The 18,766-nt window shown below is 67.6% G+C and carries 18 protein-coding genes; 10 read left to right on the forward strand and 8 right to left on the reverse strand.

Annotated elements, in window-relative coordinates:
• Window positions 1-700: class 1 fructose-1,6-bisphosphatase (locus ACESLR_RS09225; protein ID WP_373067069.1), on the reverse strand; the 700-nt coding region annotated here is incomplete at its 3' end.
• Window positions 701-840: 140 nt separating this feature from the next.
• On the opposite strand from ACESLR_RS09225, the gene ACESLR_RS09230 reads away from it, so the two are divergent.
• Entirely contained in the window at window positions 841-2,109 is a 1,269-nt protein-coding gene (locus tag ACESLR_RS09230; RefSeq protein WP_373025729.1) for a 6-phosphofructokinase, read from the forward strand.
• Here ACESLR_RS09230 and merB read toward each other — a convergent pair.
• Together merB and ACESLR_RS09240 are read right to left on the reverse strand one after the other, a co-directional pair.
• The gene (merB, locus tag ACESLR_RS09235; protein ID WP_373025739.1) at window positions 2,040-2,738 is read right to left on the reverse strand and encodes an organomercurial lyase; all 699 of its coding nucleotides are present in this window, start codon (window positions 2,736-2,738) and stop codon (window positions 2,040-2,042) included. The two genes, ACESLR_RS09230 and merB, sit on opposite strands and share 70 nt — an antisense overlap.
• Window positions 2,735-2,959 carry a GDCCVxC domain-containing (seleno)protein gene (locus ACESLR_RS09240; protein ID WP_373025728.1) on the reverse strand — a complete coding sequence of 75 codons (225 nt, stop codon included), beginning with the start codon at window positions 2,957-2,959 and terminating at the stop codon, window positions 2,735-2,737. The genes merB and ACESLR_RS09240 overlap by 4 nt, the downstream gene beginning before the upstream one ends.
• 160 nt (window positions 2,960-3,119) lie before the next feature.
• On the opposite strand from ACESLR_RS09240, the gene ACESLR_RS09245 reads away from it, so the two are divergent.
• The 3 genes from ACESLR_RS09245 (at window position 3,120) to ACESLR_RS09255 (ending at window position 5,398) form a co-directional block, all read left to right on the forward strand.
• Window positions 3,120-3,557 carry a hypothetical protein gene (locus ACESLR_RS09245; protein ID WP_373025727.1) on the forward strand — a complete coding sequence of 146 codons (438 nt, stop codon included), beginning with the start codon at window positions 3,120-3,122 and terminating at the stop codon, window positions 3,555-3,557.
• Window positions 3,558-3,657: 100 nt separating this feature from the next.
• The gene (locus tag ACESLR_RS09250) at window positions 3,658-4,080 is read left to right on the forward strand and encodes a PA2779 family protein (protein ID WP_373025726.1); all 423 of its coding nucleotides are present in this window, start codon (window positions 3,658-3,660) and stop codon (window positions 4,078-4,080) included.
• 292 nt (window positions 4,081-4,372) lie between these two features.
• Complete coding sequence (locus ACESLR_RS09255; protein ID WP_373025725.1) at window positions 4,373-5,398, forward strand: PA2778 family cysteine peptidase; 1,026 nt, start codon at window positions 4,373-4,375, stop codon at window positions 5,396-5,398.
• Window positions 5,399-5,518: 120 nt separating this feature from the next.
• Here the strand turns inward: ACESLR_RS09255 and ACESLR_RS09260 are convergent, their stop codons facing one another.
• Window positions 5,519-5,743, reverse strand: coding sequence for a hypothetical protein (locus tag ACESLR_RS09260; protein ID WP_024326747.1), 225 nt, complete (start codon window positions 5,741-5,743; stop codon window positions 5,519-5,521).
• A 104-nt stretch (window positions 5,744-5,847) separates the two neighbouring features.
• On the opposite strand from ACESLR_RS09260, the gene coaD reads away from it, so the two are divergent.
• Genes coaD through ggt form a run of 3 tightly spaced genes read left to right on the forward strand, consistent with a single transcriptional unit; the run spans window position 5,848 to window position 8,338 of the window.
• The gene (coaD, locus tag ACESLR_RS09265) at window positions 5,848-6,336 is read left to right on the forward strand and encodes a pantetheine-phosphate adenylyltransferase (protein ID WP_373025723.1); all 489 of its coding nucleotides are present in this window, start codon (window positions 5,848-5,850) and stop codon (window positions 6,334-6,336) included.
• Window positions 6,337-6,368: 32 nt separating this feature from the next.
• Complete coding sequence (locus ACESLR_RS09270; protein ID WP_373025722.1) at window positions 6,369-6,620, forward strand: YfhL family 4Fe-4S dicluster ferredoxin; 252 nt, start codon at window positions 6,369-6,371, stop codon at window positions 6,618-6,620.
• A gap of 8 nt (window positions 6,621-6,628) precedes the next feature.
• Window positions 6,629-8,338: a gamma-glutamyltransferase gene (gene ggt, locus ACESLR_RS09275; RefSeq protein ID WP_373025720.1), complete on the forward strand. Its 1,710-nt coding sequence runs from the start codon at window positions 6,629-6,631 to the stop codon at window positions 8,336-8,338.
• A gap of 158 nt (window positions 8,339-8,496) precedes the next feature.
• On the opposite strand, the gene rpsT is transcribed toward ggt, so the two are convergent.
• On the reverse strand, window positions 8,497-8,766 hold the full coding sequence (gene rpsT, locus ACESLR_RS09280) for a 30S ribosomal protein S20 (RefSeq protein ID WP_373025600.1): 270 nt from the start codon (window positions 8,764-8,766) through the stop codon (window positions 8,497-8,499).
• A 166-nt stretch (window positions 8,767-8,932) separates the two neighbouring features.
• Here rpsT and ACESLR_RS09285 point away from each other — a divergent pair, with 166 nt between their 5' ends.
• On the forward strand, window positions 8,933-9,463 hold the full coding sequence (locus tag ACESLR_RS09285) for a DsrE family protein (RefSeq protein ID WP_373025598.1): 531 nt from the start codon (window positions 8,933-8,935) through the stop codon (window positions 9,461-9,463).
• 172 nt (window positions 9,464-9,635) lie between these two features.
• On the opposite strand, the gene uvrD is transcribed toward ACESLR_RS09285, so the two are convergent.
• Entirely contained in the window at window positions 9,636-11,840 is a 2,205-nt protein-coding gene (gene uvrD / locus ACESLR_RS09290; RefSeq protein WP_373025596.1) for a DNA helicase II, read from the reverse strand.
• A gap of 172 nt (window positions 11,841-12,012) precedes the next feature.
• Between uvrD and ACESLR_RS09295 the strand changes: the two genes are divergently transcribed.
• Entirely contained in the window at window positions 12,013-14,823 is a 2,811-nt protein-coding gene (locus tag ACESLR_RS09295) for a 2-oxoglutarate dehydrogenase E1 component (RefSeq protein ID WP_373025594.1), read from the forward strand.
• A 35-nt stretch (window positions 14,824-14,858) separates the two neighbouring features.
• Window positions 14,859-16,196, forward strand: coding sequence for a 2-oxoglutarate dehydrogenase complex dihydrolipoyllysine-residue succinyltransferase (odhB, locus tag ACESLR_RS09300; protein ID WP_373025592.1), 1,338 nt, complete (start codon window positions 14,859-14,861; stop codon window positions 16,194-16,196).
• Between the two features lie 148 nt (window positions 16,197-16,344).
• Here the strand turns inward: odhB and ubiB are convergent, their stop codons facing one another.
• Both ubiB and ACESLR_RS09310 read right to left on the reverse strand, forming a co-directional pair.
• Complete coding sequence (ubiB, locus tag ACESLR_RS09305) at window positions 16,345-18,030, reverse strand: ubiquinone biosynthesis regulatory protein kinase UbiB (protein WP_373025591.1); 1,686 nt, start codon at window positions 18,028-18,030, stop codon at window positions 16,345-16,347.
• Window positions 18,030-18,650, reverse strand: coding sequence for an SCP2 domain-containing protein (locus tag ACESLR_RS09310; RefSeq protein WP_373025590.1), 621 nt, complete (start codon window positions 18,648-18,650; stop codon window positions 18,030-18,032). The genes ubiB and ACESLR_RS09310 overlap by 1 nt, the downstream gene beginning before the upstream one ends.
• Window positions 18,651-18,766: the final 116 nt, after the last annotated feature.

The raw sequence follows: 18,766 nt of genomic DNA on the forward strand, positions 1-18,766 counted from the left end.
CGCCTTCCTTGCCGGCCAGACACTCGTCGATGTAGCGCTTGACCGGGGCCTCCCAGAAGCGGCTGTTGGACATGTTGATCGCAAACTCCTGCGTTTCCGCCGGGATCTGCACACTGTCCTTGGTCAGCAGGAACTCGCCGAAGTCCTTGTCCAGGGTGAACATCTTCACGCCCTGGCCGGTCGTCATCACCATCATGGTGGATGGGCCGTACAGGCAGTAGCCGGCGGCGACCTGCTTGGTGCCCGGCTGCAGGAAGTCTTCGGTCTTGGGATCCGTGACCCCTTCCGGTGCCTTCAGGATGGAAAAGATGGTGCCGACCGAGACGTTCACGTCGATGTTGGAGGAGCCATCCAGCGGGTCGAACAGGACCAGGTAGTGACCGCGCGGCTCGCCGGCCGGCATCTCGCAGATCTCGTCCAGCTCTTCGGAGGCGAGGCCGGCGGCGTGGCCGTTGTGGCTCAGGCTCTCGATGAACACCTCGTTGGTGATGATGTCGAGCTTCTTCTGGGTCTCGCCCTGCACGTTCTCGGAGCCGGCGGAACCGAGAACGCCGACCAGGTCCCCCTTGTCGACGAGGTTGGAGATCTTCTTGCAGGCCACGGAGATATCGTTGAGCAGACCGGTGAATTCGCCGGTCGCGCTCTGGATGCCGCGCTGGGTTTCGATGATGCAGTTGGTCAGAGTGGTGCCGATATGCATGATGCTAGTAGCCTTGATAGTGGATGAATTCCGCGCGATCGAGAGGTCTGGGCTGCCGCCGCGCCGGGTAAAAGACGGCGTAGTGTAGCAAAAGCGCCGAACCGCCTTGGCAGGTCCTTACACAAAGGGAGAGGTTTTCCATGCCGCAGAACGCGCTGTATGCCCAGTCGGGTGGGGTGACCGCTGTCATCAACGCCAGCGCCTGGGGAGTGATCGAGGCCGTGCGCGCCCACCCGGCGCATTTCGGCAAGATCTTTGCCGCGCGTGACGGCATCCTGGGTGTGCTGCGCGAGGAGATCATCGACCTCGATCAGGAGGATCCGCTGACCCTGGCCGCGCTGCGGCATACGCCGGGCGGGGCGTTTGGCTCCTGCCGCTTCGATCTTGGCGACCCCGACAAGGATCCGGAGCAGTACGAACGCCTGGTCGAGGTCTTTCGCGCCCATGACATCGGCACCTTCTTCTACAACGGAGGCGGGGGTTCCATGGATACCGCGCTGAAGATTGCGAGGATGGGCGACCGCATGGGCTTTCCGATCAAGGCGATCGGCGTGCCCAAGACCATCGACAACGACCTTGCCGTGACGGACTCCAGTCCCGGCTTCGGCTCGGCCGCCAAGTTCATCGCCACCGCGGTGCGCGAGGCCAGCCTGGACGTCGAGTCCATGCACACCAGCTCCACCAAGGTGTTCGTGATGGAGGTGATGGGCCGCCACGCCGGCTGGCTGGCGGCCGCTGCCGCGCTGGCGCAGGAGTTCGACGGCCAGCCACCGATGCTGATCCTGTTTGCCGAGACCCCGTTTGATCGGGACGACTTCATCGACCACCTCAACCGGACGATCGAACGCCACGGGTACTGCGTAGTGGTCGTCTCCGAGGGCCTCAAGAATCCGGACGGCAAGCTGTTCTCGGTGGCGCAGAGCCACGATGTGTACGCCTACACCCAGCTCGGCGGCGCCGCCCCGCGCCTGGCCGAGCTGATCCGCGAACAGACCGGACACAAGCTGCACTGGGCCGTGGTGGATTATATCCAGCGCGCCTCGCGGCACATCGCGTCGAAGGTGGATGTGGAGCAGGCCTATGGCTGTGGCCGGGCGGCGGTGGAGGGCGTGGTGGCTGGCGAGGACGCCTTCATGCCCACCATCCGGCGCGACTCCAATGACCCCTATCGCTGGAGTATCGCGTTTACTCCGCTGGAGACGGTGGCTGACATCGAGCAGGGCATGCCGCGCGAGTACATCACCCCGGATGGCTACGGGATTACCCAGGCCGCGCGTGACTACCTGCGTCCGCTGATCCAGGGGGAGGACGCCCCCCCATTCGAGCGGGGGCTGCCCTGTTACCCGCGCATCCGCGGCGAGTTGTTGCCAAAGCGTTGCCCGCCGTTCGAGGTCAACGCCGACTCGTGACCCCCGGCTGACCCGGGCCGGGCGTCCAGCCAGGCCCGTTGAAAGGCGAAGAATTGCCGCGCGACGGCATCCGCTTCGACCAGCCGCAGATAGTCCGGATGCCTGGCAGGTGCGCACTTCCCACAGACGAAGGTAATGCCGTCACAAAGGCTTGTGCAGCACGGGGTGTGCCTGGCACGGCGGGGCCGGTAATGCACGGCGATGGTGTTGTTCCCAGCCACGCCGCCGGGCGCGGACTGCAGTGCCAGGGCCTTGCCACAGTGGCTGCAGGCCGCCTCGATCCGGCTGTCCGTACGCTCGAGCATGGGGACAGCGAGGGCATCGAGGGCGCACATCGCCACCACCGAGCCGCCATCGGGCCGGGTGACCGTAATGTCGCCCGGGCCGGCGCTGTATGGGTAGCAGCCCAGGCCCTGGGCCTGGTGGGCCACGGCATCCAGCGCGGCCAGTTGCGCGATCGTGTCGCCATCCAGGCCCAGGGCCTCGGGTGGTCGCCCGTTTTGGTGCCAGTGTTCCAGCACTTCGAGATAGGCGGTGCGCACGGCTTCGGGGGACTTCCGCAGGCGCTGCTCCAGAGGGAAGTCAGCGCGAAGGCGTTCCAGGACTGCGGTCGCGTGGATCCGGTTCATGAGGACGAGCAACAGCCCCCCGGCCCCTCCTGCTGAATGGGCGGACAGGGGACGCTGCCATAGGAGCAGAACACGCAGCAGTCCCCGGGCAGCGGTTTCAGCAGGGCGCCACATCCGGAGCACTCGTAGAACCACTGGCAGGCGTCGGTGGGCATCGTCTCCGACTTCTGATGCCCGCATTCCGGGCAGGTCAGGGTGGAATCGGGCACGATCTCGTTCATGTGCGTGTCAGTTCCCTTTGCGAGGATGAATTGCATGGCTCCGGCCGGGACAGCGAAAGACCCCACCGGGCAACCGGGATCGGCACAGAATCGGCCGCTCCGGCGTCTATATATGACAGTGCCAGACCCGCGCAAGACGGGAGCAAACACCGGATACCGGATGGAGGAAACGATGTACACGCGAACCCTGAACCGCACGCTTGCCTTCTCGGCCGCCAGCGTCCTCGCGGCGGCTTTTCTGGCTCCGGGTCAGGTGGCCGCGCAGGGGGCCTATTTTGCCCCGGCGGACGGCTCCCCGGACGAGGTCACCTTCGAATACCGCATGCGCGAGTATGGCTGCGCCAACGTTCGTGGCCAGTGGCGTGCCACCAACAATACCGACGACTGGCTGGAGGTGCGCGTCACCAAGACTGCCTACAACTGCCCGGGGGAGCTGGAAGACGACGTGCGGACGACCACCCGCCTTTGGCGCACGCTGGCGCCGGGGGCCACGGAGGAGCGCACGCGTGACAACTCCGTGTGCGGGGGTGCCTGGGCGCGCGGTGTCGAGGTGCTGGAGTACGAAGTCAACGTAATTGACGCCCCTGACGAAGACTGAGGGCTGGGATTCTGGCCGCAATTTTACGTCGCGGCCGGCCCCTTGCGGCGCGGGCGGGCTACACTTCATGGAGACACCCATCCCGTTCAAGGAATTGCCCATGCGTGTACATTCGTTCCGTCGAGTCCTATCCGCTCCCGCGGCTTTTCTGATCGCGCTGGCACTGACCCTGCTGCCCGCCACGCCGGCATTCGCCGGTGCGGGCCTGCTGGATACCGGCAGCATGATCCAGCAGGCCAGCGTGGATGACACCCGTGCCCAGCTGCTGGAACAGCTCAATGATGCCGAGGTTCGCGCCCAGCTGGTCGAGATGGGCGTCGACCCCGAGCGCGCCGAGCAGCGCGTGGCTCGCCTGACCGACGAGGAACTGGCCCGGTTGGAGGCACACATGGGGACCGATCCGGCCGGCGCCGCCAGTGCCCTCGGCGTGGTTGCTATCGTGTTCGTGGTGTTCGTGATTCTCGATGCGGTGGGCGTGACCGACATCTTCTCGTTCGTGGGTCCGGCGCGCGGCAGCCGTTAGGGAAACACTGGTCAATGTACCCGCTCGCGCTCGAGTCGCTTTTGCGTGCGAACAAGGCGCGGTGACTGCCGTGCAGTCATTCTGCACAGAGGAGCCGCAATGCCGTTCCCACGTAAAAGCGGCCGAGCGCCTGCTTTTCAATGGATTGTGGGGTTGGTACCCCTGGTTCCCCGATCCTGCGTCGCGCCGCTTGCGGGTAGAACCACTACCCGCTGCACGACGCGTCTTGTCTCGAAAAACCAGGGGTGCCAACGCGAGCGTGTACATTGATCAGTGGTTCCCTGGCCAGGCCATGACATCTATCAGTCGACGGCGAGCCTTCGGGCTCGCCGTTCTTGTTTGCGGGCTGGGGCTCGCCGCGCTCGGCTTGGGTGGTTGCGCGACCGCGCCGCAGAGCGCGGGCCTGGCCAGCGAGCGTCCGGCGGACCTGCCGTCGCGCGTGGAGTTGACGGACACCCCCTTCTTTCCCCAGGAGCAGTACCAGTGCGGCCCCGCCGCGCTGGCCACCGCCCTGAATGCCCGGGGCATCGACGCCGCGCTGGATGACCTGATCGACGAGGTCTACATCCCCGCCCGCGAGGGCAGCCTGCAGGCCGAGATGCGCGCGGCGGTGCGCGCGCGCGACCAGGTCGCCTACCGCATCGAGCCGCAGCTCGAGTCCATCCTGCGCGAGGTGGCCGCGGGCAACCCGGTCGTGGTGTTCCAGAATCTCGGCATCGCCCTGATCCCCGAATGGCACTTTGCGGTCGTCATCGGCTATGACCTGGACGACCGGGAGATCTTCCTGCGCAGCGGCCCCATCCAGCGCCACGTGAACGCCTTCGCGCGCTTCGAGCGGACCTGGGCACGCGGGGAGCGCTGGGCCTTCCTGGTGATGGCGCCGGATACCCTGCCGGCGACGGCCACTCCGCTGCGCTGGTTGCGGGCGGTCAACGAGCTGGAGCAGACCGGGCGGTTCGCGGCGGCGGCCACCGGTTACGAGATGGCGATGGAGCGTTGGCCCGACGAGCCGATCCCCTATGTCGGCCGGGCCAATGTGGCGTTTGCCCAGGGCGATCTGCCCACGGCCGAGGACGCCCTGCGGGCGCTCGTCGAGCGCGATCCGGCACGCCACGAGGGCTGGAACAACCTGGCGCATGTGCTGATCGCCCGGGAGTGCGGTGAACAGGCGCGCGAGGCGGCGAGTTGCGCGGCCGGTCTCGCGGGGCCGGGCGCCTACGCCCGCACCCTCGGTGCGGCCGCGGATGCACCGGACGGCGGGGCCGCGTGTCGCGCGTTGCCGCCCTGCGCTACCGCATTCGAGGCGGGTGCCCGCTGAGCCGTCAGGGCGAGCCGCGACGCGATACCGCGACCGGTGAGGGGATGCAATTGAGGGGATGCAATTATTGTTGTCCCGCGCGGTTTCGTCTCGCCGCGGCCGGGATTGCGGTGACGAGCCCTATTTGCGCTTTTCGAGGGTCTGTTCGGCGTGCTTGAGCACCAGGCCCAGGTTCTGTTTTTCCACATCCGTGACCTGCGGGTCGTCCTTCACCGCGTGGCGCAGGTGCTCCACCAGCTGCGCCAGTTCGTCGCGCGAGATCTGGTGAAAGTTGAAGCCGCCACCGTAGCGGGACTCGAGCTGGTCCCAGTAGTCGGCGAGCGGGGGGCGGTAGTCGTCACTCATCGGGCAGTCCTTGATTGGAGCGGGTCGCGGCATGCGTGGGCTGTATTTTGTCTGGTCGGGGTGCTTGCGGTCTAATGGGGACTTTCCCGGCCGGCCTTTCGCTCATGTCCGTTACCGCCATCTATCCTGGCACCTTCGACCCGATTACCCACGGGCACACCGATATCGTGCGCCGTGCCGCCCGGCTGTTCGATCGGGTGGTGATCGCGGTGGCGGCGAACCCGAACAAGGGGCCCGCGTTTGCGCTGGAGACCCGCGTGGCCCTGGCTCGCGAGGCCGTGGGAGAAATGCCCGGCGTGGAGGTGCAGGGGTTCGATGTCCTGCTGGCGCATTTTGTCCATGCGCAGCGGGCCAACGTAATCCTGCGCGGCCTGCGCGCCGTGTCCGACTTCGAGCACGAATTCCAGCTCGCGGCGATGAACCGCCAGCTTGCTCCGGAGGTCGAAACGCTGTTCCTGACGCCGGCCGAGGAATACAGCTTCGTCTCCTCGAGCCTGGTACGGGAAATCGCCCGACTGGGCGGAGACGTCTCAAAATTCGTGAGCCCCGGCGTGGCACGCATGCTGGCCGAACAAAACGGCGTCGCTCGCTAGCCGGGCCCCGCGACTGGATACGAGGAACCCCCATGGCCCTGATGATCACCGACGAATGCATCAACTGCGATGTGTGCGAACCCGAGTGCCCGAACGAGGCCATCTACCCGGGGGACGAGATCTACGAGATCGACCCCAACCTGTGTACCGAATGCGTCGGGCATTTTGACGAGCCGCAATGCCAGGATGTCTGCCCGGTGGACTGCATCCCGCTGGACCCGGATCGCAAGGAGACGCGCGAGCAACTGGAGGCCAAGTACGAAGCCCTGATGGCCGCGAAGTAGGTCTCCGCATGGACTGGCATCGTCCTCTGCTGCACGGCGCGGTCCTTGTCACCCTGACGCTGGCGCCGCCGCTGGCTTTTGCCGGGCCCGGACAGCACGCGGTGGCAACCGCCCATCCGGCCGCCACCGCGGCGGGTGAGGCCGTATTGCGCGATGGCGGGAATGCCTTCGATGCCGCCGTCGCCATCACCGCCGCGTTGGGCGTGGCCGAGCCCTATGGCTCCGGTCTTGGCGGCGGGGGGTTCTTCCTGCTGCACGAGGCCGAAACCGGGCGCAGCGTGATGGTCGATGCCCGCGAGACCGCCCCCGCGGCGGCCGCCCGCGACATGTATCTGGACGCGGACGGCGAGGTGATCGACGGCCTGTCGCTGGATGGCGCGCTCGCTGCCGGGATCCCCGGCATGCCGGCGGGCATGGATCACATTGCCGGGACCTACGGGCGGCTTTCCCTGGCGGACAGCCTGGCCCCGGCGATCCGCCTGGCCGAGGACGGCGTTCCGGTCAGCGGGCGCTACCTGCAGATGGCGGGCTTCCGTCATCAGGCCCTGCGCGACGGTGCCGGCGCCCGCGACATCTACCTGGACGACGGTCGCCTGCCGGACGAGGGCACGTCCCTGCTCCAGCCGGATCTCGCCGCGACCCTGCGGCGACTGGCGGACGCCGGCCGCGATGGCTTCTACACCGGCGAACTGGCCGAACGCCTGGTGGAAGGGGTGCGCGAGGCCGGCGGTATCTGGACGCTCGAGGACCTGGCCGGCTACGCGGTGGTCGAGCGCGATCCCGTCCGCCTCGACTATCGCGGCGCCGAGATCACCACGGCATCGCCGCCGTCCTCCGGGGGCGTTGCCCTGGGTCAGATCCTGAACATCCTGTCGTTCTACGACCTCGAGGCGCTGGCGCCGGACATGCGCGTCCATCTGACCATCGAGGCCATGCGTCGTGCCTACCGTGACCGCGCCGAGTACCTGGGCGACCCGGACCATGTCGACATGCCGCTGGAACGGTTGCTGTCGCGTGACTACGCGGCCGGGCTGCGGGCGACGATCCACCCGGATACGGCCACTCCCAGCCGCTACCTGCCGCTGTCGGTGGAGCCGCAGGCGGAGCGCCACGATGTCGCGCCGGCCGAGAGCCGGGAGACCACCCACTTTTCGGTGATCGACGCCGACGGCAATCGTGTCGCGGCGACGCTCACACTCAACTACCCGTTCGGCTCCGGCTACGTGGTGCCGGGCACGGGCGTGCTGCTGAACAACGAGATGGACGACTTCTCGGCCAAGCCAGGCGAGCCGAACGCCTACGGACTGGTGGGTTTCGAGGCCAATGCCATTGCCCCGCAGCGACGGCCGCTGTCGAGCATGAGCCCGACCTTTGTCGAGACCGGCGAGCGTGTGGCGATCCTGGGTACCCCGGGGGGCAGCCGCATCATCACCATGGTCCTGCACGGCATTTTCGGGGTGCTCGAGGGGCAAACCATCGAGGACGTGGTCGCGGCGCCGCGCTATCACCACCAGTACCTACCGGACCGCGTGGAACACGAGACCGGGGCCTTCGACGCCGAGTTGCGCGGTCAGCTGGTCTCCCGCGGGCATCAGCTGGTCCCGCAGGTACGCCCGTTCGGCGACATGCACGCGCTCCTGTGGGAACGCGATGCCGACCGCCTGGAGGCGGCGTCCGATCCGCGCGGCGAAGGTGAGGCGCGGGTCATCGATCCCTGAGCGGCCGCCGGCGCCGGTGTGGTGGGAACCCCCGTCCGAAGTGCCCATCCACCCACCCGAAAAGCGCCCACGCAAAAGGCCGCGCCCCGAAACCGGGGCGCGGCCTAGCGACTCACCTTGACCGTGGCCGGCGCGAGGCCGGCCCGGGGGCCTGGGGCTTAGCCCTGGGCCGTGGCGCGGATGCGGGCGTTCAGGCGGCTCTTGTGGCGAGCCGCCTTGTTCTTGTGGATCAGGCCCTTGCTCACGGTCTTGTCGATCACCGGCACGGCCGACTGGTAGGCCTCGGCCGCCGCCTGGGCATCGCCCTTGTGCAGCGGCTTCAGCACGGCCTTCAGGGCCGAGCGGAAACGGGAGCGCAACGCCATGTTGTGAGCGCGGTTCTTGACCGCCTGACGGGCCCGCTTACGGGCAGAAGCAATATTCGCCAAAGTACTTCCCTCGCGTTGAATCGCTAGGTTCCGGAAAAGGCGGCGAGCATACCCAAAATGCGGTCGTCAGGTCAACCGGAAGGATGGTGCCGTTGCGAATGGCCCCGGCCGACCAATCCGTCTAGTGTGTAAGGGGGCGACAATGAAAATTCCAAAGGAGGCTCGCATGTTCCCCGTATCCCCCGAATACACCCGCCGCCACGCCACCGGCGCCGGTATCGGCCTGTTGTTGACCGCGTTGCTGCTGGCCAGCCTGGCCTTCATGCCGCAGGTCAAGGCCTCCGAACCGGAGGCCAAGGTGGTCTATCACGCCGACTTTGCCGATCCGCGCCGCTTCTCCGCGATGCTGACCAGCATCAACAACATGATGACGCACTACCAGAACGAGTTCATCGACGCCGACGTGCGCATCGTCTTCGTGGCGCACGGCATCCGCTTTCTGACCGACGACAACCTCGACGATACCCCGTTCGAGGCCGACGAGGAGCTCAAGGAGGAGCGCGACACCCTGCGCGGCCGCCTGATGAGTCTCGCCAGCACGCACGGCGTGAAGCTTGAGCTGTGCGAGATCACCCGCTCGCAGGTCGGCCTGGACGAGGAGCTGGTCTACGACCACGTCAACTTCGTCCCTTCGGGCGTGGTACGCGTGGCCGAGCTGCAGAACGAGGAAGACTTCGCCTATATCAAGATCGAATAACCGCCCTTCGCATGCTCGACCCGAAGCCCGGCCCCGGCGGGGCTTTTTGGTGTCACCCCGAAGCGCGCGAGGATACGAAGAGGGGCAAGGGCGCGTGTACCACGGAGTGCACGGAGAAGGCCGCAAGGTCTCGCTCGGTAGCGCGGGCCGGGTGTGCCCGCTGATCAGGGCATTACAGGACTTCGAGCTTGGCGAAGCTCAGCACCAGCCACTTGGAGCCGGTGTGGGCGAAGTTCACCTGGACCCGGGCCGAGTTGCCGGAGCCCTCGAACTGGGTGATCAGGCCCTCGCCGAATTTCGCGTGGTGCACCCGTGCGCCGATCGCCAGGCCCGCCGCGGAGGCCTCGGCGGCCTGTGCATCCATGGACCCGAACCCCGCCGTCTTCTGCCGGGCCGCGGCAAAGCGCCCCGCGCCGTACGGCGAGGCCTGCGGGCGCAGGACCTCCAGCGCGTCTTCCGGGATCTCGTTGATGAAGCGCGAGGCGACGTTGTAGGACTCGCGCCCGTACAGCCGCCGCGTCTCCGCATGGATCAGGTACAACTCCTTCTCGGCGCGCGTCATGCCGACGTAGGCCAGGCGGCGTTCCTCCTCCAGCCGCCCCGGCTCTTCCAGCGAGCGCGCGTTGGGGAACAGGCCCTCCTCCATGCCGGTCAGGAAGACCAGCGGGAATTCCAGGCCCTTGGCCGAGTGCAGGGTCATCATCTGCACCGCATCCTCGTGCGGGTCGGCCGCGCCCTCGCCGGCCTCCAGCGCCGCGTGAGCGAGGAATTCGGTCAGGCGATTGCCCTCGCCTTCCTCGCTCTCGACGGTGGATTCCATGTCGAAGGCGCGCGCGGCCCCGACCAGTTCGTCCAGGTTCTCCAGCCGCGCCTCGCCGCGCTCGCCCTTTTCCTTCTTGTAGTGCTCGCGCAGTTCCGCGCGCTCGATGGCCTGCTCCACCTGATCGGCCAGCGGCTGGCGCGGGAGTTCCTGCTGCAGGGTTCGGACGAGCTGCACGAAGCCGGCAACCGCGTTGCGCGCCCGCCCGGGCAGGGTGTCGGAATCCACCGCGTGGGTGGCGGCCTGCAGCAGGCTGGTGTCCGCCGCCTGGGCGGCCTGGCGCAGACCTTCCAGGGTCTTCTCGCCGATCCCGCGCGGGGGCTGGTTGACTACACGCAGGAAGGCGGCGTCGTCATCGCCGTTGCCCGCCAGGCGCAGGTAGGCCAGCGCATCGCGAATCTCCTGGCGCTCGAAGAAGCGCAGGCCGCCGTAGACCCGATAGGGCATGCGCCGGCCGATAAAGGTCTCTTCCAGCACGCGCGACTGGGCGTTGGAGCGGTACAGCACCGCGCACTCGCGGTACAGCCCGCCCTCGTCCACATGGCGGGCGATGGTGTCGGCGATGAAGCGCGCCTCTTCCTGCTCGTTCAGCGCGGTGTACAGGCGTACCGGCGCGCCCTCCTTGTCCTCGGTCCACAGCTCCTTGCCGAGGCGTCCGGAGTTGTGCCGGATCAGGGCGTTGGCGGCATTCAGGATGTTGGCGCTGGAGCGGTAGTTCTGTTCCAGGCGTACCACCTGGGTGCCCGGGTAGTCCTTCTGGAAGTGCTGGATGTTCTCGATCTTCGCGCCGCGCCAGCCGTAGATGGACTGGTCGTCGTCGCCCACGGCGAACACCGGGCTGTCGCCGGCGAGCAGGCGCAGCCAGGCGTACTGGATGTCGTTGGTGTCCTGAAACTCGTCCACCAGCACGTGGCGAAAGCGTGTGCGGTAGTGCTCCAGCAGCGCCTGGTTGTCGCGCAGCAGCTCCAGCGAACGCAGCATCAGCTCGGCGAAGTCCACCACGCCGGCGCGTTCGCAGGCCTGCTGGTAGGTGGTGTAGACGCGCACCCACTGGCGGGCCACCGGGTCGCCGGTATCCGGGAGGTGTTCGGGGCGCGAGCCCTCATCCTTGCGCGCATTGATGTACCACTGCGCCTGCTTCGGCGGCCAGCGCGACTCGTCCAGTTCCAGGCCGCGCAGCACGCGCTTGATCATGCGCAGCTGGTCGTCGGAGTCCAGGATCTGGAAGCCCTGTGGCAGGTTCGCCTCCTGCCAGTGCTGGCGCAGCAGGCGGTGGGCCAGGCCGTGGAAGGTGCCGACCCACAGCCCGGTCGCGGGGTGGCCGAGCAGAGACTCGATGCGCCCGCGCATCTCGGCCGCCGCCTTGTTGGTGAAGGTGACCGCCAGCAGGCTGTGCGGGGCCACGCCCTCCACGCCGATCAGCCAGGCAATGCGGTGCACCAGCACGCGGGTCTTGCCGGAGCCGGCGCCGGCCAGGACCAGCAGCGGTTGCGGCGGGGCGGCCACGGCCTCGCGCTGGGCCGGGTTCAGGGAATCGAGCAGGGGGGAGACATCCATGCGCGAATGGTAGGGAAAGCGCGCGGGAATCGCACGTTCCGCACGCGGTCCGTGTGCCTTCGGCCGGGCAAACGCGCTACCCTCGAAGCCAGCCTGCGTCAACGTTCCAAGGGGAACCTCGCGCGCCGACGGAGTCACAAGGGTAGGCGCATCAGGAATGGGAAGACCGCGAATGAACGAGATGCCATCCCGGCACCGGCTGGACAGCCCCGTATCCGGGCAGGAACTGCACCCGGACAACCTCGCCTTCGCCGAGGGTCTGCTGGAGCGCTATCGCAAGGACCCCGACTCGGTTCCGCCGGCCTGGGCCGACTACTTTCGCTCGCTGGAGGGCGGCGCGCGCCCGGAACGCCGCCGGCGTTCAACCGATCGTCCGGATCTCGAGCACGAGCAGTTGCAGATCCGCGTGTTGCAGTTCATCAATGCCTACCGCTATCTCGGTCATTTCGGCGCCCGCCTCGATCCACTGGAGCGGGAATCGCCCGACCCCCCGCGCGAACTGAGCCGGGAACACCACGGTCTGGACCGGGTTGGCCCCGATGTCACCTTTGACCCGGGCTCTCTGTTCATTGACGGGCGTGTCTCGCTGGACAACATCGAGCGGGTCCTGAAGGAGACCTACTGCGCCAGCATTGGCGCGGAATACATGCACCTGATGGCGACGGACGAGAAGCGCTGGCTACAGGAGCGCCTGGAGTCGGCACATGGCTACTTCGGTTTCGATGACCATACCCGCCTGGCGATCCTCGAGCGGCTGACCGCCGCGGAGGGCCTGGAGCGGTATCTGCACCGGCGCTACGTCGGCCAGAAGCGCTTCTCCCTGGAAGGAGCGGAGAGCCTGATCCCCTTGCTGAACGCCCTGGTCCAGCGCGGTGGCGCGCGCGGGTTGCAGGAGCTTGTGGTGGGCATGGCCCATCGCGGGCGCTTGAACGTGCTGGTCAACCTGTTCGGCAAGTCGCCCGAGGAGCTGGCGAACGAGTTCGAGGGGCGACCGCGCGACGACCGCGGGACCGGGGATGTGAAGTACCACATGGGCTTTTCCTCGGATCTCGAAACACCGGGCGGTCCGGTTCACCTCGCCCTGGCCTTCAATCCCTCGCACCTGGAGATCGTGACCCCGGTGGTGGAGGGCTCGGTGCGCGCGCGCCAGGTGCGCATCGGGGATCGCAAGGGCAACCGCGTGATGCCGGTGGTGATCCATGGCGATGCCGCCTTCGCCGGGCAGGGTGTGGTCATGGAGACCCTGAACATGTCCCAGACCCGGGGCTTCTCCACCAAGGGGACCGTACACGTAGTGGTGAACAACCAGATCGGGTTTACCACTTCGACCCTGAAAGATTCCCGATCGACGCACTACGCGACCGATGTCGCCAAAATGGTGAATGCACCCATCCTGCACGTGAACGGCGACGACCCCGAGGCCGTGGTGTTCGTCACCCAGATCGCGCTGGACTATCGCATGCGTTTCGGCAAGGACGTCGTCATCGACCTCGTTTGTTACCGCCGCCAGGGCCACAACGAGGCGGACGAGCCGGCGGCCACCCAGCCGCGGATGTACCACCGCATCCGCGAATTGCCGACCACTCGCGAACGCTACGCCACGCGCCTGATCCGGGACGGTCTGACCACCAAGGATGCCCAGGAGCAGGCGCTGGAGGACTATCGCGGTCGGCTGGATGCCGGTCAGCCGGTGGCGCTGTCGTTGTTGCGCGAGCGCAACGGGCACGCCGGGTCCTCCACCAACTGGGGCCCCTACGTGAACCAGACCTGGGATCAGGACGTGGAGACCGGGGCCCCTGTCGATCGTCTGGCGCGCATCCTCGAGCAGCTCTCCACGCCGCCCGAGGATTTTCGCCCCAACGACCGCGTGCAGAAGATTCTCGATGCCCGCGTGGCGATGGCGCGGGGCGAGCAACCGCTGGACTGGGGCGCGGCCGAGACCCTGGCCTACGGCGCGCTGATCCAGGACGGCTACCGCATCCGCCTGTCCGGGCAGGACTCCAGCCGCGGCACCTTTTTCCATCGCCATGCCGTGCTGCACGACCAGGAGACCGGCAACGCCATCGTGCCGCTGCGGCGCCTGGACCCGGACCATCCGCGCTTTCTGGTGATCGATTCGCTGCTGTCCGAGGAGGGCGTGCTGGCGTTCGAGTACGGCTATGCCACTGCCGCGCCCGAGGCCCTGGTGATCTGGGAGGCGCAGTTCGGTGATTTCGTCAACGGCGCCCAGGTGGTTATCGACCAGTTCATCTCCTCCGGCGAACAGAAGTGGGGGCGCCTGTCCGGCTTGACCCTCCTGCTGCCCCATGGCTACGAGGGCCAGGGGCCGGAACACTCCTCGGCGCGCCCAGAGCGTTTCCTCCAGCTGGCGGCGCAGGAGAATATGCAGGTCTGTGTGCCGACCACGCCGGCACAGATGTTTCACCTGCTGCGCCGGCAGATGCTGCGGCCCTACCGCAAACCGCTGATCGTGATGACCCCGAAGAGCCTCTTGCGGCACAAGGACGCGGTCTCCGACCTCGATGCACTGGCCTCTGGGCAGTATCAGACGGTGATCGACGACGACCGCATCGAGGATTCGGGCAAGGTACAGCGTGTGCTGATGACCAGTGGGCGCATCTTCTACGATCTGGCTGCACGCCAGGCCGAGGGCGAGCACACGGATACGGCGATCCTGCGCCTGGAGCAGTGTTACCCCTTCCCCGATGAACGCCTGACCGAGTTGCTGGGCCGCTACCCGGAGGCACACGAATTCGTCTGGGTGCAGGACGAGCCGGAGAACCAGGGCTACCTGGAGTTCGTCGCGCCCCGCATCAACCCGCTGCTGGCGGTGCGCGGGCAGACCCTGCACGCGGTCGCGCGGCCCCCGGCCGCCGCGCCCGCCGTAGGCTACCCCGAGGTGCACAAGGCGCAGCTGAAGGACTTGCTCGAGCGCGCGTTCGGGCCGATCAGCTCGCGCGACACCCCGCATCCGACCCCCTGAAGATTTCACACTGACGCACAGCACAAGGAAGCGAGATGGCATCCGACCGCACTCCGATCCAGGTTCCGGAACTCCCCGAGTCGGTCGCCGACGCGACCGTGATCGCCCTGCACAAGAAGGCCGGCGACACCGTCAAGCGCGACGAACTGATTGCCGAGCTGGAGACCGACAAGGTCGTCCTCGAGGTCTCCGCACCGAGCGCGGGCACCCTGGTGGAGCTTTCCGCCAGCGAGGGCGACGTGGTCAAGGCCGACGCCGTGCTGGGCTATCTGGGACCGGCCGAGGCCGCGTCGGAGGATGCGGAAGACGAGGCCGGCGACGAACCGGCGCCGGCGAAGACAGCGGATCAGGCGCCGCCTGCCGAGCCCGCCCCGGCGGCCGACGCACGGGAGGAACGCCCCGCCGCCGAGTCCGGCGCCTCCAGTGCGGCGACGGAGGAAGCCGGCAGTGCGCCGCCGCCCTCTCCCTCCGTTCGGCGCTTGTTGCAGGAGGCCGGGCTCAGTGCCGGGGAGGTCGAGGGGACCGGAGAAGACGGGCGTATTCAGCGCGAGGATGTCGAGCGCGTTCGTGACCAGCGGGCCGCGGGTTCCGGGGATCGTCCGGGCCCGCAGGCGCCGGACTCCGGCGCATCCGTTCAGCCAGCGGCGCGCGCTGGCGAAGCGACGGACCGTGCCGAGCGCATTGAGCGCGTGCCCATGACCCGCTTGCGCGCGCGCATCGCCGAGCGGCTGCTGGAGGCCAAGCAGTCCACCGCGATGCTGACCACCTTCAACGAGATCGACATGTCCGCGGCGATGGCCCTGCGCGGACGCTACAAGGAGACCTTCGAGAAGCGCCACTCCATCAAGCTCGGCTTCATGGGGCTGTTCGTGGCCGCGGCCACGCGCGCGCTGGAACGTTTCCCGGTGATCAACGCAGCACTCGACGGTGAGGAGATCGTCTACCACCACTACAGCGACATCGGCATCGCGGTGTCCTCGCCGCGCGGGCTGGTGGTGCCGGTGCTGCGCGACACCGGCAACGCCTCCATCGCCGATATCGAGCGGCGCATCCGCGATTTCGCCGAGCGCGCCCGTGACGGCAAGCTGGACATTGACGAGCTGCGCGGTGGCACCTTCACCATCACCAACGGAGGTGTGTTCGGCTCGCTGTTCTCCACGCCGATCCTGAACCCGCCGCAGAGCGCGATCCTCGGCATGCACGCGATCAAGGAGCGTCCCGTCGCGGTGGACGGCGAGGTGGTGATAAGGCCGATGATGTACGTGGCCCTGTCCTACGACCACCGCCTGGTCGATGGCGCCCAGGCGGTGCAGTTCCTGGTCGCGATCAAGGAGGCCATCGAGGACCCGGCGCGCTTACTGCTCGATGTCTGAACCCGGGCGGACTCGGCCGCCCCGGCCCCTGTAGGAGCCGAGCCCCCCGGCGACCGGACGCCCGCCGGTCTTCGTCCGCCAGAGGCTGCTCTCTTTCTCATTATTGGGAGAACACACCCAGCGGCCGCTGCCGCGGAAAGGGAGGTAGTCAGCCGCGGTCGACGGGGCGACGGTAGGGGCCCGGGCGCAGGCTGAACAACAGCATCGCTGCACCAAGCAGGCCCAGCGGCCAGACCGGCCAGGCCAGGCCCAGCCAGGTGGATACCTCCAGCTGTGTGGCGAGCCCCGCAAGGGCGACCAGTCCCGCGCCGCCCCAGGCCTCATGGCGTCGTCGGTTCTGGCGGCGCAGGCCCTCTTCCAGCTCGCGGATTTGCTGGCGTAGCGCGGCGTCGCGCTCGGCACGCTGCTCCTCGATCGTCAGGGCCTTCTCCAGGTGCATCGGCAGTTCCGGCAGGTGGGCCAGCAGGCGCGGCAGGTGCTGCTGCGCATTGCGGATGAACGCGCGTACGCCCATGCGCTCGTGCATCCACTTCTCGATGAACGGCTTGGCGGTGGTCCACAGGTCCAGTTGTGGGTAGAGCTGGCGGCCCAGGCCCTCGATGTTCAGCAAGGTCTTCTGCAGCAGCACCAGTTGCGGCTGGACCTCCATGTTGAAGCGTCGCGCGGTCTGGAACAGGCGCAGCAGGACCTGGCCAAAGGAGATCTCGTCCAGCGGGCGCTGGAAGATCGGTTCGCACACGGTGCGGATGGCCGCCTCGAATTCGTCGACGCGGGTGTCCTTCGGCACCCAGCCGGATTCCACGTGCAACTCGGCTACGCGGCGGTAATCACGGTTGAAAAAGGCGTGGAAGTTCTCCGCCAGATAGCGCTGGTCGGAGTCCAGCAGCGAGCCGACGATGCCGAAGTCCACCGCCAGGTAGGTCGGGTCGTCCGGGTGGGTAGCATCGACGAAGATGTTGCCCGGGTGCATGTCGGCGTGGAAGAAGTTGTGCTGGAACACCTGGGTGAAGAAGATCTCCACCCCGCGCTCGGCCAGCAGCTTCAGGTCCACATTGCGTTCGCGCAGGGCGGCGATGTCGGCTACCGGAATGCCGCCGATGCGCTCCATCACGACAACGCTGCGGCGGGTGTAGTCCCAGATGATCTCCGGGATGTACAGCAGGTGGCTGTCCTCGAAGTTGCGGTGGATCGCGGCGGCGTTCGCGCCCTCGCGGATCAGGTCCAGCTCGTCGGTGACGGTCTTTTCGTATTCGTCCACGACCTCGCGCGGGCGCAGGCGCTTGGCCTCGGACCAGTAGCGATCGGCGAGGTCCGCGAACAGGTGCATCACCTCGAGATCCGCGCGGATGGTCTTGAGGATTCCCGGACGGACCACCTTGACCACCACCTCGCGCCCGTCCTGCAGGGTGGCCGCGTGCACCTGGGCGATGGAGGCCGATGCGATCGGCGTGTCCTCGAAGACCGCGAAAGCAATCTCGATCGGGCGCTCGAGTTCGGCCTCGATTACGGCGCGCGCCTGATCGCTGGGGAACGGCGGGACCCGGTCCTGCAGGCGTGAGAGCTCGATCGCGATGTCGTCCGGCAGCAGGTCACGCCGGGTCGAGAGCATCTGTCCGAACTTGATGAAGATCGGGCCCAGGTCCTCCAGCGCACGGCGGATGCGCTCGCCGCGGGTGCCTTCGGTGCGGCGGAACCAGTTCCAGGGGGCAAGGTAGAGCAGGAAGCTGAGCGGGCGCAGCGGCTTCAGCGTGAACAGGATGACATCCAGGCGATAGCGCACCAGGACCCGCGCAATGGTCCACAGCCGCAGGCCCCGGTACAGCGCGCGGCGCATCAGGCCTGCCGGTCGTCAGGTGCGGAGGGCTCTGCCTCCAGACGGCGCAGCCGGGCATCAAGGCGAGCAACGCCATCACGCAGGTCGGCCACGTCCTCGGCGAAGGCCTCGAACGCGCCGCCGGCCGGCAGCCATTCGAGTTCGTCGCGCAGGTAGTCGGCCGTGTCCTCGGCGGAGCGTCGCCCCAGGTGGCGCAGGCTGTCGCGTGCCTGGTCCAGCAGGTGCCGCAACGGTCCGGCCGCCCCGGCGCCGGCAAAGCGCTCGAACAGGTCCTCCCAGTCGATCCCGGCGTCGCGCAGTGCGTGCTGGAGATCGGAGAGCACCGTGGCATCGCCGGTAATGGTGAGTCCGGAGCGGTCGTCGCGCGCCATCGCGGCGGCCAGCGACAGCGGGGAGCCCGAGAGCTGCACATCCACCGGTAACTCGACGCCGCCCACGACCTGTAGCCGGTCCGCAGCCCCGACCAGCGACAGCGCGATCCCCGGCGGCTCGATCACGATCGCGATCGCACGCCCGGCCAGCCGCGCCCGGTCCTTCTTCGGGGCACTCGCCAGATGTTCGTTCAGCGTGGCCTCGATCAGGGCCGCGAACGGACTGGGCAGGGCGAAGGGTTCGGCCATCAAGGGAGACACTGATTAATGTACACGCTCGCGCTCGAGTCGCTTTTGCGTGCGAACAAGGCGCGGTGACTGCCGTGCAGTCATTCTGCACAAGGGAGCCGCAACGCCGTGCGCGC

Origin of the sequence: Thioalkalivibrio sp. (genome assembly GCF_041685615.1) — a bacterium.
Classification (GTDB): Bacteria; Pseudomonadota; Gammaproteobacteria; order Ectothiorhodospirales; family Ectothiorhodospiraceae; genus Thioalkalivibrio.

What these genes read in the sequence shown, in the direction of transcription:
- ACESLR_RS09230 (WP_373025729.1), top strand. Translation starts at nt 841, where the DNA reads ATGCCGCAGAACGCGCTGTATGCCCAGTCGGGTGGGGTGACCGCTGTC.
- merB (WP_373025739.1), bottom strand. Translation starts at nt 2,738, where the DNA reads ATGAACCGGATCCACGCGACCGCAGTCCTGGAACGCCTTCGCGCTGAC.
- ACESLR_RS09240 (WP_373025728.1), bottom strand. Translation starts at nt 2,959, where the DNA reads ATGAACGAGATCGTGCCCGATTCCACCCTGACCTGCCCGGAATGCGGG.
- ACESLR_RS09245 (WP_373025727.1), top strand. Translation starts at nt 3,120, where the DNA reads ATGGAGGAAACGATGTACACGCGAACCCTGAACCGCACGCTTGCCTTC.
- ACESLR_RS09250 (WP_373025726.1), top strand. Translation starts at nt 3,658, where the DNA reads ATGCGTGTACATTCGTTCCGTCGAGTCCTATCCGCTCCCGCGGCTTTT.
- ACESLR_RS09255 (WP_373025725.1), top strand. Translation starts at nt 4,373, where the DNA reads ATGACATCTATCAGTCGACGGCGAGCCTTCGGGCTCGCCGTTCTTGTT.
- ACESLR_RS09260 (WP_024326747.1), bottom strand. Translation starts at nt 5,743, where the DNA reads ATGAGTGACGACTACCGCCCCCCGCTCGCCGACTACTGGGACCAGCTC.
- coaD (WP_373025723.1), top strand. Translation starts at nt 5,848, where the DNA reads ATGTCCGTTACCGCCATCTATCCTGGCACCTTCGACCCGATTACCCAC.
- ACESLR_RS09270 (WP_373025722.1), top strand. Translation starts at nt 6,369, where the DNA reads ATGGCCCTGATGATCACCGACGAATGCATCAACTGCGATGTGTGCGAA.
- ggt (WP_373025720.1), top strand. Translation starts at nt 6,629, where the DNA reads ATGGACTGGCATCGTCCTCTGCTGCACGGCGCGGTCCTTGTCACCCTG.
- ACESLR_RS09285 (WP_373025598.1), top strand. Translation starts at nt 8,933, where the DNA reads ATGTTCCCCGTATCCCCCGAATACACCCGCCGCCACGCCACCGGCGCC.
- uvrD (WP_373025596.1), bottom strand. Translation starts at nt 11,840, where the DNA reads ATGGATGTCTCCCCCCTGCTCGATTCCCTGAACCCGGCCCAGCGCGAG.
- ACESLR_RS09295 (WP_373025594.1), top strand. Translation starts at nt 12,013, where the DNA reads ATGAACGAGATGCCATCCCGGCACCGGCTGGACAGCCCCGTATCCGGG.
- odhB (WP_373025592.1), top strand. Translation starts at nt 14,859, where the DNA reads ATGGCATCCGACCGCACTCCGATCCAGGTTCCGGAACTCCCCGAGTCG.
- ubiB (WP_373025591.1), bottom strand. Translation starts at nt 18,030, where the DNA reads ATGCGCCGCGCGCTGTACCGGGGCCTGCGGCTGTGGACCATTGCGCGG.
- ACESLR_RS09310 (WP_373025590.1), bottom strand. Translation starts at nt 18,650, where the DNA reads ATGGCCGAACCCTTCGCCCTGCCCAGTCCGTTCGCGGCCCTGATCGAG.